General features: G+C 42.1%; 15 protein-coding genes. 9 read left to right on the forward strand and 6 right to left on the reverse strand.

Annotation, left to right across the window (positions count from 1 at the left end; translation table 11 throughout):
• Positions 1-107: 107 nt before the first annotated feature.
• Positions 108-1,202 (forward strand): tRNA epoxyqueuosine(34) reductase QueG, encoded by a 1,095-nt coding sequence (gene queG / locus ORQ98_RS04785; protein ID WP_274687641.1) that lies wholly within the window; start codon positions 108-110, stop codon positions 1,200-1,202.
• Here the strand turns inward: queG and orn are convergent.
• Positions 1,199-1,765, reverse strand: coding sequence for an oligoribonuclease (gene orn / locus ORQ98_RS04790; RefSeq protein ID WP_274687642.1), 567 nt, complete (start codon positions 1,763-1,765; stop codon positions 1,199-1,201). The two genes, queG and orn, sit on opposite strands and share 4 nt — an antisense overlap.
• A 149-nt stretch (positions 1,766-1,914) precedes the next feature.
• On the opposite strand from orn, the gene rsgA reads away from it, so the two are divergent.
• Entirely contained in the window at positions 1,915-2,949 is a 1,035-nt protein-coding gene (gene rsgA / locus ORQ98_RS04795) for a small ribosomal subunit biogenesis GTPase RsgA (RefSeq protein WP_274687643.1), read from the forward strand.
• Between the two features lie 32 nt (positions 2,950-2,981).
• Here rsgA and motB read toward each other — a convergent pair whose 3' ends face one another.
• Both motB and motA read right to left on the reverse strand, forming a co-directional pair.
• Entirely contained in the window at positions 2,982-3,947 is a 966-nt protein-coding gene (motB, locus tag ORQ98_RS04800; protein WP_274687644.1) for a flagellar motor protein MotB, read from the reverse strand.
• A gap of 2 nt (positions 3,948-3,949) precedes the next feature.
• On the reverse strand, positions 3,950-4,801 hold the full coding sequence (gene motA, locus ORQ98_RS04805) for a flagellar motor stator protein MotA (RefSeq protein WP_274687645.1): 852 nt from the start codon (positions 4,799-4,801) through the stop codon (positions 3,950-3,952).
• A gap of 234 nt (positions 4,802-5,035) precedes the next feature.
• Here motA and ORQ98_RS04810 point away from each other — a divergent pair, with 234 nt between their 5' ends.
• The 5 genes from ORQ98_RS04810 (at position 5,036) to ORQ98_RS04830 (ending at position 10,226) form a co-directional block, all read left to right on the forward strand.
• Complete coding sequence (locus ORQ98_RS04810) at positions 5,036-6,697, forward strand: HDOD domain-containing protein (RefSeq protein WP_274687646.1); 1,662 nt, start codon at positions 5,036-5,038, stop codon at positions 6,695-6,697.
• 645 nt (positions 6,698-7,342) lie between these two features.
• Positions 7,343-8,335, forward strand: a complete 993-nt coding sequence (locus ORQ98_RS04815) for a penicillin-insensitive murein endopeptidase (RefSeq protein ID WP_274687647.1) — start codon at positions 7,343-7,345, stop codon at positions 8,333-8,335.
• Positions 8,336-8,340: 5 nt separating this feature from the next.
• Positions 8,341-9,471, forward strand: a complete 1,131-nt coding sequence (locus ORQ98_RS04820) for a HEAT repeat domain-containing protein (RefSeq protein WP_274687648.1) — start codon at positions 8,341-8,343, stop codon at positions 9,469-9,471.
• A 111-nt stretch (positions 9,472-9,582) separates the two neighbouring features.
• On the forward strand, positions 9,583-9,870 hold the full coding sequence (locus ORQ98_RS04825; RefSeq protein ID WP_274687649.1) for a hypothetical protein: 288 nt from the start codon (positions 9,583-9,585) through the stop codon (positions 9,868-9,870).
• A complete protein-coding gene (locus tag ORQ98_RS04830; protein WP_274687650.1) occupies positions 9,849-10,226 on the forward strand; it encodes a Na+/H+ antiporter NhaC family protein in 378 nt (125 codons plus the stop codon). Before ORQ98_RS04825 ends, ORQ98_RS04830 begins: the two co-directional genes overlap by 22 nt.
• A gap of 87 nt (positions 10,227-10,313) precedes the next feature.
• Here the strand turns inward: ORQ98_RS04830 and ORQ98_RS04835 are convergent, their stop codons facing one another.
• From ORQ98_RS04835 to ORQ98_RS04845, 3 genes are all read right to left on the reverse strand, one after another.
• Complete coding sequence (locus ORQ98_RS04835; RefSeq protein ID WP_274687651.1) at positions 10,314-10,949, reverse strand: LysE family translocator; 636 nt, start codon at positions 10,947-10,949, stop codon at positions 10,314-10,316.
• A 180-nt stretch (positions 10,950-11,129) separates the two neighbouring features.
• A complete protein-coding gene (locus ORQ98_RS04840) occupies positions 11,130-11,711 on the reverse strand; it encodes a CBS domain-containing protein (RefSeq protein WP_274687652.1) in 582 nt (193 codons plus the stop codon).
• A 74-nt stretch (positions 11,712-11,785) separates the two neighbouring features.
• Entirely contained in the window at positions 11,786-12,079 is a 294-nt protein-coding gene (locus ORQ98_RS04845) for a hypothetical protein (protein ID WP_274687653.1), read from the reverse strand.
• Positions 12,080-12,330: 251 nt separating this feature from the next.
• Here ORQ98_RS04845 and ORQ98_RS04850 point away from each other — a divergent pair, with 251 nt between their 5' ends.
• Entirely contained in the window at positions 12,331-13,149 is an 819-nt protein-coding gene (locus ORQ98_RS04850; protein WP_274687654.1) for a sulfurtransferase, read from the forward strand.
• A gap of 46 nt (positions 13,150-13,195) precedes the next feature.
• Positions 13,196-14,062 (forward strand): archaetidylserine decarboxylase, encoded by an 867-nt coding sequence (gene asd, locus ORQ98_RS04855; RefSeq protein WP_274687655.1) that lies wholly within the window; start codon positions 13,196-13,198, stop codon positions 14,060-14,062.
• Positions 14,063-14,082: the final 20 nt, after the last annotated feature.

Raw genomic sequence — 14,082 nt, forward strand, 5'->3', positions numbered from 1 at the left:
TAGTCTGTCTGCTGCTGGCATACCAATACCAGCATGTAGAAATATTAGTTCGACCAATAGCCAACTATTCAAGTTCCCAATAGTCGTAGCCAGATCCCTCTCCTATCATGAAGCAGTTACCTGAAACTAAGCTGAATTCACTTGTAACCGATATAAAACACTGGGGAAGAGAGCTCGGCTTTCAAGCAATTGGTATCAGTAGCATTAATCTTGGCCCCCACGAGCAGTACTTAAACGATTGGCTGGCTGCTGGATATCATGGTGAGTTAGACTATATGGCAGCTCACGGTACTAAACGCAGTCGCCCTGCAGAGCTTGTGCCTGGCACATTAACGGTGATTAGCGCCAGAATGGACTACTTACCTGGTGATACGGAAGCTGTTCGAATGCTAGATGACCCCAGCCAGGCTTACATTTCTCGCTATGCGCTTGGGCGTGACTACCATAAAGTTATTCGCAAGCGCTTAGCCAAACTGGCGACCAGAATCACCGAGGCTGTTGGCGAGTTCGGCTATCGAGCCTTTGTCGACAGTGCCCCTGTTTTAGAAAAAGCCATTGCCGAACAAGCAGGTTTAGGCTGGATTGGCAAAAATACACTAGTACTTAATCGGAAAGCAGGCTCCTGGTTTTTCTTGGGTGAGCTATTTACTGACTTACCATTACCTGTTGATCCTCCCACCAACAAAGATCATTGCGGTCGATGCACAGCCTGCCTGGATATTTGTCCAACTAATGCTTTTGTTGGCCCTTATCAGCTGGACGCCAGGCGCTGTATTTCTTACCTGACTATTGAACTGAAGGGCTCGATTCCTGTTGAGCTTAGAAGCAAAATGGGTAACAGAGTGTTTGGCTGTGATGACTGTCAGCTGGTTTGCCCATGGAATCGGTTTGCCAAGCCCACCCAGGAAACAGATTTTTTGCCCCGTCATAAACTGGATAGCTCATCTTTAGTAGAACTGTTTTTATGGACTGAAGAAGAGTTTCTAAGTCGTACTGCAGGTTCGCCTATCCGTCGTTCAGGGTATCAAGGCTGGCTTCGAAACTTAGCGGTTGGCCTTGGCAATGCGCCTACCTCAACAGCCGTGATAGAGGCTCTGAAAAGCCGCTTGGCAGACGCTTCTGAGCTGGTCAGAGAACACATAGAATGGGCTCTCGCACAGCATGTTAAACCCAGCCCTCTGACACAAGAAAATGGAAACTAGCTATGCTCTTTTGACTTGGCATCTAAGCGAATAAAGTGCTCTCGATAATAGCGAAGCTCTTCAATTGATTCGCGAATATCTTCTAAGGCTAGGTGAGAGTTCTTCTTATTGATGTGCTTCAGAATTTCTGGGGTCCAGCGTTGAGCAAGTTCTTTGAGAGTGCTGACATCAATACTGCGATAATGAAAGAATTTTTCCAGCTTAGGCATGTACCTAACCAAAAAGCGCCGATCCTGACCAATAGTATTACCACACATCGGTGATACCCCAGCATCAACATATTGCTGTAAAAACTCAATAGTGAGCTTTTCTGCATGCGCTTCATCGATATTGCTATTTTTTACTCGTTCAGTAAGCCCAGTTTGCCCATGCGTCGTGGTACACCACTCATCCATAGCTAGCATATGCTCTTCTGGCTGATGAACAGCAAATACAGGGCCTTCAGCAATCACTTCTAAATCCCGATCTGTTACGATAGTAGCAATCTCTATAATCCGGTGCTGTTCAGGGTCTAGCCCTGTCATTTCAAGGTCAATCCAGATCAGGTTTTCAGCTTTCGACATCAACGCATCCTTAATCGGATAAAGCGGCTTACATTTAATTTAAACGCGCCTTAATACATAGTGATAGTATTGATTCACAATTTTCGCCCAATGATAATGCCGATTAATGGCTTCTAGCAAACTGTTTGGAATTATGAAATACCACTTTTATGAGTAAACGCCGCCTAAACCGCCGCCAAGCTTGGCGAATTGAAAAAATCCAACAAGAGCGAGCCAAGCGAGCCGAAAAAAAAGGCGACTCGTTTGAGCAGCAACTGACTTCAGGCAAACTTGGCCCTGAACAGCATGGGCTTATTACTACCCACTATGGCACTCAAATTGATGTTGAGCCATTAAATCAGCCTGGTGCTCGCTATCGCTGTCATATTCGAGCCAACCTACCCGCCTTAGTAACTGGTGACCAGATTGTTTGGCGTGCTGGTGCCGACTTTACTGGAGTAGTTGTTGCCAGCCTGCCAAGGAAGTCTCTCCTGTCTCGTCCTGATAGTCGAGGCCAATTAAAACCCGTAGCTGCCAATATAGATTATATCGTGATTGTAGTGGCTCCGCGGCCCACACCTTATGCAAATTTAATTGACCGCTACTTGGTTGCTGCTGAGCTGACTGATATAGAGCCTGTTATCCTGCTCAACAAAACTGACTTACTAACTACTGAACCTGAGCTTGAAGCACCACTGGCAGAAATGCTAAAGATTTACAGCGATATTGGCTACCAGGTATTGCAAGCTTCTACTACCCTTGAGCACGGCCTGGATCAGCTCACTACTCTACTTGATGCCCACACTAGTGTATTTGTTGGCCAGTCTGGGGTTGGCAAGTCATCTTTAGTTAACATGCTGCTACCTGATGTCGAAGCCAAAGTAGGTGACTTATCAGCGGTCTCTGGAAAAGGCACCCATACCACAACAGCCGCAACCCTATTTCACTTCCCTACTGGCGGTAAGCTGATTGACTCACCAGGCATTCGTGAGTTCGCCCTTTGGTCAATGGACCGTTTTACTTTAGCGCAGGGTTTTAAAGAGTTTAGGGAAGTGCTCGGTCTGTGCAAATTTCGCAACTGCCAACATGAACAAGAACCTGGCTGCGCTTTACGCCAAGCGGTAAAAGATGGAAAAATTCATCCAGACCGAGTGGCCAGCTTCAAGCACATCGCCCAGTCTTTAGAGGATAACAATAGCTACTAACATCTCCCTTCAGCACACCCGCTTGCTAGAACTTATGGCTGATTTAACTTAGCTTTATCTTGAGCATCAAAGATATTTAGCTGTTTACGTTCTAGTAATGGTTGTTGCGGGTTAGCAGACTCTTTCTCCACAGCTTTGGATTTGCCCGATACTCCCGATAAATTCAATTCGGCTTGCTTGCTTAAAATTAAAATATCAATTCGGCGGTTAACCGGACTCTTCGGTTTTTTAACATCAAATAATACGGAGTCTCCCAGCCCTACCACTTGTGCTATTTGCTGTTTTTTTACACCTCCAAATAACAAGGTTCTCCGTGCAGTATTAGCCCTGTCAGCAGAGAGCTCCCAGTTGCCATAATCATCCCGGGTGCCAAATGGAGTAGCATCTGTATGGCCACTGATGCTTATTTTATTGGGCACTGAAGCCACCATGGGGGCCAGCTCTAATAAAATATCTTCAAAGTAAAATTTTAACTCAGCACTACCACTAGCAAACATAGGCTTTTTATCTGCATCAACAATCTGAATGCGCAAGCCATTTGGTGTAACATCCATAATCAATTGATCTTTAAACTTCCTTAATACGGGATTTTCTTTTACTTTTTTCTTTAGCTCCGTCAGCAAAGACTCCAGTCGTTGCTTTTCCATTTGTTCAGCCATAGTGGTCTTGGCACCCACCTCGGTTAGCTCATCCATCTTATCTTGCTGTTTTTTGTATTCTTTTGGTGAGCCAATACCAGCTTGATTGGCAACCATTGGACTACCACCTAAATCAATTGCATAGGGGCTGGCTTTGTCGCTTTGGCCTGAAGGGTCTTGAAAGTAGCCCGCAATTATAACTTTTTGCTCTTCTGTGGATTGGGATATCAACCAGAGGACCAGAAAAAACGCCATCATTGCTGTAGCGAAATCAGCAAATGCAATCTTCCATGAGCCTCCATGATGGCCATGCCCCCCTTTTTTATACCGCTTGATGACTATTGATTCTTCACGTTCCATAACTACCGTGATCTAATATGCTGCTCCAATTCAACGAAGGATGGGCGAGAGTGTGCATAGAGTGCCTTACGGCCAAATTCGACTGATAATGCTGGCGGCATTCCTCCTAGAGATGCCACCAAACATGCTTTCACACACTCATATGCATTGAGTTCTTCCTGTACATTATGTTCCATTGCCTGAGCCATAGGGCCTACAAAACCATAGGCAAATAAAATCCCTAAAAAAGTCCCAACCAGTGCTGCGGCAACATGAGCACCCAGCTCTTCAGCAGGCCCACCCAGATCTTTCATAGTAATGACAATGCCTAATACTGCAGCCACAATCCCAAACCCTGGTAAACCGTCAGCTACTTTAGTGACTGCATGATAGGGGTGCTCCAGTTCTTCAGCTCGGGTTTCTATTTCCATATCAAACAGACTTTCCAGCTCATGCGGTGCCATATTGCCAGACGACATCAACCGTAAGTAGTCAGCAATAAACTCGGTCAAGTGATGATCACGTAAAATAACGGGATAGCGGGAAAAGATGGCACTGCCAGCAGGGTCTTCCAAATCAGCTTCAATTGCCATCATGCCATCACGACGACTTTTATTTAAAAGTTCATATAATAAACCCAATAAATCCATAAAAAAGGCATTATTAAATTTTGAACCAAATAAAACAGTAGGAATTTGCTTCACTACATCAGCAAATGTAGAAAGGGGATTAGCAATAAAAAAAGCGCCTAACGCAGCCCCACAAATAATTAATAGCTCAAGAGGTTGCCAAATAGCTAACAGCTCTCCTTTTGCCAGGACATAGCCACCTAGCACGCTACCAATAACTGTCAAAATACCTATGATCTTAAACATCTTCGCTTAAGCTCCAAGGTTAAACAAACTCCACCTGATGACAAGTTGATAATCATGACAATATTTTCTAAATACAGCATTTAATAGTCAGGATAGCGGGGTTTACACAGCTCCGGTTGTGTTTCACTCTATTGTCATTAATGTTTAAGCAGAAAAGCTAAAATTCACCAATACTTAATAACCACTGACTATAATCAAGTAAAGGCCATTTGACTGTTTTAGACAAATTCAACCATGGAAACAACACAACCAGTGCATGGAGTTGCCGCATGGCAGCAGCTATTAAAAAAACAGACGTTACCAATTCCAACAACCACCCAAGCTGCGCTATCAGAAGCTATCACTGAAAATAATACCCTACCTCCACTGGCAGCTATTATCAGGCATTGCCCGTTGACCGCTTTCCATATGTTTCATCAAGCAAATAAAAGCCGTGAAACTACTCATGACATTCGGGTAAAAAGCCTTGAGCATGCTATGGCAATGCTCGGTGTAGATGCTATTAAAGTGTTTATCAATTCAGTTAGGACTTTCAATCCACTCAGTGACAATCCAAAAACCAATTGCCTTACAAAAGAAGTAAGCAATAGCATTCACGCCGCCCATCAAGCCCAATACTGGTTCAAGCAAAAAACCCGTAAAACCAGTGAAGAAGTTTTCTGGTCAGCACTTTTTTTTAATGTCACCCGCTGGGCACTGGCTTTACAAACCCCTACACAAATGCAGCTCATCCAGCAGAGTGGCGGTAAGCATGCGCAGGCAATAGAGCGTCAAATATTAGGCTGTACTATTTCAACCCTGCAGTTAGCCTTAGATGACTACTGGTCACTACCTTGTATTAGCCACCATGCGTGGGAGCAACTTCGAGCAACCAAGCCCAGCAGCTGGATTGCCATGAGCCGATTTGGCAGGCAAAAACCAGAGCATGGTTATACCCACGCCAGTGAGAGGGCTGAACGACGCTTTCAAGACAAAAAGGAGCAAGACCCACAGTTTAGATTGTTACTGGGTACTCCCGCTGCATTTATATTTTGGGCAAATGCCCTAGCTCAATGCAGTCGCTATAGCTGGTTTAGTATAAATAGCAGCCGGCTCAGTGGTCTAATGGCAGCGCTACTTAATAAAGGCTGGGATAAAACCACACAAACAATCCATCAAGAAGCTGTTAACCTTTCCCACAAACTAACTTATGGCTATGGACCTGCACCTGCAGTAGGGCTGGTTAATAGTGAAGTTCTTTACCATGAACCTAAATTAACTAGGCCCCAGAAAAAGCCCTCGCCTACCAGCCCTTCTCAAACCAAAGAAGCTAAGCCCACAACGCCTGCGATTAAACCTATACCTGCACCTGTCACACCACAAAGCATTGCTGAAAAGCAGGGGGATATAGCTCACTTTGAGCAAATTGTTGAAAATCTAAAGGAGCAACCAGAAAGATATCCAACACTAGCATCTCTAATTGATATCTTAACGGAAGCAATCATAGAGGGTTTAGCCTATGAACGGTTAATTATTGCCTTAACCAATAAAGAAAGAACCCGGCTAAAAAGCTATCGCTGCCACCCCAAAACAGAAAAAGTACAATTTGAAATAGTTCTAGCAACTGCTCCTTTTTTTAATGACTTACTAAAAAAACAACAAACTATTTGGGTTAAAGGTAAAGAACAACCCGATACTTGGGCTAAAATACCCGGCTCATTTAAAAAGGCAGTTGAACATGACCACTTCATGCTACAAACCCTCACCATGCCAAGAAAAGCAATTGGAATGCTATATGTAGATATGCCCTACTCTAATAGCTTATTTAAAGTGGCTGACTTCAGATATTTACAAGCTTTAGGAAACGCTAGCCGTATAACACTGCTATCAATGGCGCAAAGCAAAAAGCGGCGTTAGGCCAAATATTTCCTTAGGCCTCAGTCATGTCACATAAAGCTTAACACATAAAAATCTCTGTAAATTTCACTGACAAATCAACACTGATAAAACCAACATTAACTATCCATTCAGTTATTTTAATATTGGCTACTGTCACTAACGCAAAATAAGTTTATCCACTCTTTACTAACCAGCCTTTTTTAGTCAGCTTTATTAAGCCCTTAGCCTAGACAGTTAATTTGGAATATATTTTACCTCCCCCAAAAATAAGAACTGCACCACAAATAAAAGAGAGCACATCAACACTCTTTTAAAAATTTGATCAGTTTTACATCAACAAAATAAATACACGCGAAGAAGAATATAAAGCTAACCAAATTCTTGGAATCATTCAAAGTATTACGCCTCTAATGCTTGCTAAAAAAAATCACGTGAGTATTTTAATTAAACATCGTATATGACCTGACAGCAGTTTATTAGGTAAATAAAAAAGTAATCTGCAATCAGCTAAATCAATAAAGCCTTATATTTAATAGCGCTTTATATAAATAAGTTTGACATACAACTAACTATTTTTGTGACTCTTTTCAATTAATAACTGATTTTCTATTAACAGGTTTAGTAGCAATTAACTTTTATACCAATAACCAGAGGAGCTATTGAATGTCCCAATCAAACAGAACAAAGCTATACCAGTGGTGTAGTCTCTTGCTTTGTCTGGTGGGCAATATGTTCAGTAGTTCTGCCATTGCCAGCCAAACAGTTCGTATTGAAGTCGACCGGCTTAATGTAAGAGCTGCTCCTAATACCCAAGCCAGTGTCATAGGCACTGTTTCTGTGGGCCAGGTTTATGTAAGCATTGCTAGCCAAAGTGGCTGGAGAAGAATCTGGTTTGATAGTCGCACGGGTTGGGTAAGCAGCCGTTATGTCAGCCGTACAAGCAAAAAGTCCAAAAAAGTTAAAGTGGGATCGTTAAATGTCAGAAGTGGCCCTGGTACTCACTATCGAACTATTGGCCAAACCTCTAATAATGCAGAATGGGCTATTGCAGAAACGCGGGGAGGCTGGGACAAAATTTACTTTGGAGGCAGTCATCGCTGGATTTATGGCAAGTTCCTCAACAACCCCAACCCCCCCCGAGCGCCAAAATCCAATGCAGGCTTTATTCAGCTTCCAGCCAAAGGAAAAGGCTTTTATTCAACTAAGCCAGCCAACCGTTCCTGGGGATTACCTCGCTTAGTCTATGGCTTACAAAAATCTTCTTTAGCCTGGCATCGCGATCATCCTAACTGGGGCAAAATTGGCATAGGCGACCTTTCTCTTAAGCAAGGTGGCCGAATGTCAGGCCATGTCAGCCACCAACGTGGAGAGGATGTTGATATCCGACTTATTCGCAAAGATGGTGCAGCCAAAGGCACGACAATTTATCAAAAACACTACTCCAGCAAAAGAAATCTAGAATATATAAAAACCTATCTCAAAAAATACTTTGAAGTTGATTTAATTTTCTTTAATGACAACAAAGTTTTTAGCATGCTGCCTTCACACAATGGCAAGCGCTACGGCGATTGCCGTAAAAAACCTGGTACTACAGGTGTAGCCTATGTGATGTGCTGGCCTAATCATCATGATCACTTTCACCTACGTATTAAGTGATAGATATGGACGTTACAGGACTCATCAACCAAACCGAGCAGAAACTAAAAAAACAGCTTGCTATCAGTATTTGTATTTCTAGCCTGATCAGCGGTGCTATTGGCTACTCACTTGGGCAATATAATACAGTTGCAACAGATACTCAGATTGCTGCAACTGAATCACCTTCTCAAGAAAAACCCGTTGTTCAAGACAGTCCATTTACAGCTTCACCTAAACCAGAAAATCAAGAATTAGCTGTTGATGAAGAAGCTGCTAGCCAACAAAATGAACCAGGAAAGAGCAGTGAAGTTGTAAAAGCTCGTCCAGAACAGGTAATTATTGATTTATTTGCAAAATTAGAGTCGCTAGCTGGACACCCAACACCTTTTGCTGAAGGGCTGCAACAACAATTAGAAGCAAAGCTTTTACAAGAAATACAACAAAACCCAGCAGCATTAAAGTGGGCAATTGCCAAATTCCGCTCTAACCTAAACGAAATACCAGGACAAATGCTTGGTGTATTACTTGGCACCATCCAAGACCCTGAAGTAGAAGAATTATCTTTAGAACTAACTGGCAGCACAGTTAAATCTGAAAAAGTCGCTGGCTTAGAATTAATGAGCCGCCTGGGGATCTTCCAGGAAAAGCAGCGAGATAAAATTCTCAATGTTATTAATAGTGAAACTGATCCCGAAGTATTAGGTGCGGCTATCTTTGCAATGCAAAAACACCCTACCAGCCCCGATGATTCCCAACTAATAATGGATAGCTTTCAATCATTAAGTCAGCACCCAAACCCCGAGTTAAGAAGGCGATCCTTAATAGCTATTGCCGACTGGGCCTCTAGCACAGACCAACTCCAACCGGTAGTAACAGCTTTAAGCGATAACTCTGTGGATGTACGTGCTGGTGCTGCATTCGCCTTAGCACGATCACGATTTGTTAATGAGTCAGCTACCAGCGCCCTCATCAGCACCCTGCAAGATAATGAAGAAGATTGGGCTGTACGAGAACTTGCCTGGCAAGCGCTAGCTGAAATACCCATGAGCAAAGAGCAATATCAAGCTTTTAAAGAGTTTGATGATCAACGCGCAGTGATGTTTGAAGCAAAAGATTACTCACCTGGTGCAAATACTGATGTGATGGCACCTTAGTCTATCCTATATTTGTCGTATCTCTCCTTTTACTGGTCGTATTCAATACCCTAACACTTTGAGGAGTTGTTAGGGTATGGTCATTTTCGTTACGGAATGACCTAAAGAATAATGACTCACCTAGCCAGTAAAAAAGAACCCAGCTTTATTATTGCCACTCTCCCTATCGCTATTACTCTGCTCCTGATGTGTTGTCAGATTCTTTATTTTGGTGACTTTACTCCCCATATACCGCTCATAATAGGGATTATCGTCACAGGTATGACAGGCAAATATTTAGGTATCAGCTGGTTAAGGCTTGAAAGCGCTATCGTTAAGGTAGTCAAAGCTGGGCTACCTTCAATTTACAAAATGGCTACTCAATTAAAGCCAGCATCGTGGCTGTCGATCAATTACTAAATCGGGGCGGTATATTATCAATAGCATTACCGGGTCGAATGTTTGCTCCTGCCTATAAAAAGATCGGCTATTCTAAATTAAACTTATCTCGTGCTATAGAAGAAGGTGGTACCCTTATTTCCCCTTTAATTCCTTGGAATGCTGGTGGTGCAGTTGTTATTACAGCCCTGAGGCTAGGAATCACTGCTGATAATTTAGAGAACTTATTATATATGCCATTGGCTTTTGCCTGCTGGCTATCACCTATTATTAGAATCACTTACGCCTATTTGGGGATATTCAGTCCAAAAGAGTCGAGCCAGCCAGTCAATAGATCTCAAAAAAACAGAGTAAGAATGGATATAACTACAGCTTAAGAAGGGGAACCTGTCCCCTCTGTTAAGGAATATAAAATTATAAGTCAGGAAATCGTTGTTTGTATCGACCTGTTATTTAAATAAGGCCTAGGCTTGACTATTTTTGAGTTTCAGTAACGAAAGCCCCATCATAATGAATAAGCCACCAGTGATACGATGAAACCACTGCATAAATACACGCTTTGCTAATAACCCCTTGGCCGATTTTGAGATAAACCCATAACTTAAAAGACTGATAAATGACAGCAGCATAAAGATGCCTGTGAGTACTAAAAACTGTGGTAATAGGGCATGTTGCACATTTAAGAACTGAGGAAATAGTGCAACAAAAAATAAAATTGGTTTAGGGTTTGTAGCAGCAACAATAAAGCTTTCAGTAAAGTAAGACAATGCACTGCGTTTAGGTAAAGCTTCTGGAGTATTTAATACTCTAATGGATCGTGCGATAAGAAATTGTTTTACACCCAAATAAATCAAATAAGCTGCACCAACAATTTTGACCGTACTAAACAACAGAGCAGAACTGAGTAGTAATGCACCGAGGCCCAGCATAGAAACGGTGGAAAGCAATAATAAACCTAACACATTGCCGGCAGAGGAAATGGCAACAGTATTTAGATTGGTAGTGACGCCATTGGTAATGGCTAGAAATACGGCTGGCCCTGGGCTAATAATATAAAAAAAAGACACCATAGTATAGACGATAATCAGTTGTATATCCATTGCCCAGCCCCTCATAATAAAGTTGTGAGAATTACATATCCCAACTATTTATCTAATCTAGCTTCAAGTAAACTACAGCGTTTTGTAATAGAAGGCAATAATTAGAAGGATAACCCAGAATGTAAAAAGGGAGCAAAGGCTCCCTTTTTACATTCTTTACATTCAGCTCAGCTACACAACCTAAAGCGCTTGATGGTTATGTACCACATTAAAAATATCAGAAAAATTTTGAGCTTTTTCTTGGATATTTAAAGCAGTGTCAGTGACTCTAGATAGATAAGCAGAGGATACCACGCCTATCATGGCATCTCCTGCAATTACTAATAAGTGCTGTGCGCCTTGTTGCTGTAAGGTTTTCACTAGATCCCCTACTTTAGCATGGCAAATATCAGAGTATTTTAAAGTACCCAGATATTCAATGGGTACCATGATGTCTTTTACTGTTAGCTCCTGCCGTTGTTTATCCATTTTATTGGCAATAGCCAGCACTTTACGTCCTTCCAAATCTGCAGTAGTAACAATACCGAGAATTTCATCATCATTATTAACCACAAACTTGAGACAATCATGGCTGTTATGCATGATCAATAAGGCTGTATTAATATTGGTTTCTGCTTCCATTACATGGGCTTCAAGCTGTACAAACCGTAATAAAGCTTCTTCAGCAGGGCTCTCGAAACGGAGCCGTTTGGTCATGACGGCTGCTTTATTAACTTTAAATTCATTTTTCATAACCACAGGAAGTTCATTGAAGCTAGTCATTTTAATACCCTCAATTATAATTTTAAAATTTATCTATACGTTTTAGGAAGATGAATTATCTACGATGATAGTTTTTATACTGGAGGGGCTCTAGCTTCTAAATGTTTTCTATACTGAGAAAAAGGATAAGCAGGTTTTGAATAAGGAAACTCTTGATTAATTAAGTGGGGAGTCAGGAATGTTTTTTGAGAAACACTCAAATCCAGGCCATCGCTTTCACTATCTTCAATAGCAAATAATTCAACGTTGCTGATTTCTACATCAACGACGACCAACTTCTGATTTGAAATCAAACCAACAGCAATAGCGCTGATAAGCAAAAAGCTTAAAAGATATTGTATATAGCTGTTGTATTTGAGACTTTTCATGACTTACCCCAAAACCATGGGTAAAGGTTATAAATTGTTTGTAATTAATTTATAGGCCTCAATAGCATCAATCTCAATTAGTAGTAATACGTAACCAAATAGTAAAACATACCAAGCTCTATTTAGCCTTGCATAGAAAACCTGGGGCAATAGACTTCAAAACCTCTTATTTTGTATACACATCATGAGTGGTAGCCATTGTATCGATCCATTACAATCCCCTTAAAACCAACTGATAGCGATGACCCAATATGACACAGCCATCACAATTGCCTTTACTATTAGAGCCAGAAGAACTGCTACCTCTGCTGTCAAACCCAGACATACTGTTAGTTGACCTGTCTCGTCAAGAGATCTACCTACAACAACATTTGCCTGGCGCTCATCATATTACGCCACAGCAGCTAATGTCAGGACAGCCACCCGCACCTGGTAAGTTGCCACCCAAAGCCCAGATTGAGCAATTGTTAAGCAGTATTGGCTTCACGGGTGATCAGCATGTGGTTGTTTATGATGATGAAGGTGGCGGTTGGGCTGGCCGCTTTATCTGGACCCTCGATGTTATTGGCCATCAACAGTACTCCTATTTAAATGGCGGCTTGCATGCCTGGTTGGGCCATGGCTTACCAGTGACGGCTGAAATACCTCCCCAGCCACAACCAACCCAAATATCTGTAACCATTGATACCACCCCAATTGCTGATGTCGACTATATAAAAAGCCTGTTAAATACCCCTGATTTTGTGGTTTGGGATGCTCGCTCACCAGCAGAGTACCAAGGCATTAAAGTATTAGCTCAGCGCGGCGGCCATATACCAGGGGCTATCAACTTTGAGTGGACTCGCGGTATGGATCAGCAGAATCATTTAAAAATACGTGATGATATTCAAAAGCTACTAGCAGATTGTGGTATTACAGCAGACAAAACCATAGTGACTCATTGCCAAAGCCATCATCGCTCAGGTTTTACCTATTTAGTGGCAAAGTCTTTGGGCTTTAAAAATATCAAGGCCTATGATGGCTCTTGGTCAGAATGGGGCAACCTGGCAGATACTCCCATTGAGAAGTAGAATTCTGAATATTTTGCTATTTATTGCTTGTTTTAAGAGGTAGTGTGTGAAGACTCCATTTTTTGTTAAATTGCAGCACTTAATGCCACATCATTGTATATCCCGAGCTGCGCATTGGGTAGCTGAATGCCGTTGTGGCTGGTTTAAAAACGCTTTTATAAAATGGTTTATCAAGCGCTACCAGGTTGATATGGGCTTGGCTGAAAATGAAAACCCTGAGTCATTTGCGCATTTCAACGACTTCTTTACTCGCCCCCTCAAAGCTGGTGCTCGCCCTATTCCAGCTGATGAAAGTATTATTGTCAGCCCTGCTGATGGTGCTATTAGCCAACTAGGTAAAATAGAATATGGCCGTATATTCCAAGCAAAAGGCCATGACTATAGCCTTACAGAGCTAGTCGGCGGAGATGTCAAGCTAGCTCAAGAGTTTAATGATGGTTCTTTTGCAACCGTTTATTTATCACCCAAAGACTACCATCGTGTTCATATGCCCTATGGCGGTACACTGCGCTCGATGATTTATGTACCTGGCCGGTTATTCTCCGTAAATCAAACTACGACTGAACACCTACCTGGTTTATTCGCCCGTAATGAGAGAGTGGTTTGTATTTTCGATACCAATATTGGTCCGATGGCAGTAATTATGGTGGGAGCAATGATTGTTGCCAGTATCGAAACGACTTGGGCAGGATTAGTTACTCCTCCTAGACGCCAGTTGAAGCAAACTGATTATACTGAAGCCGCCAGACAACCAATTAAATTAGCTAAAGGCGATGAAATGGGCCGTTTTAAATTAGGCTCTACGGCTATTGTTTTATTTGGTAAGGATGCCATTAATTGGGAAGAAAGCTTGACGGCAGACACTGATGTATTAATGGGAAGCAAACTCGGACAAAAAACTGCCTCTAACTAAGACTATGTTGCTAAAGAGTA

The sequence above is a fragment of the Spartinivicinus poritis genome (genome assembly GCF_028858535.1).
GTDB lineage: Bacteria > Pseudomonadota > Gammaproteobacteria > Pseudomonadales > Zooshikellaceae > Spartinivicinus > Spartinivicinus poritis.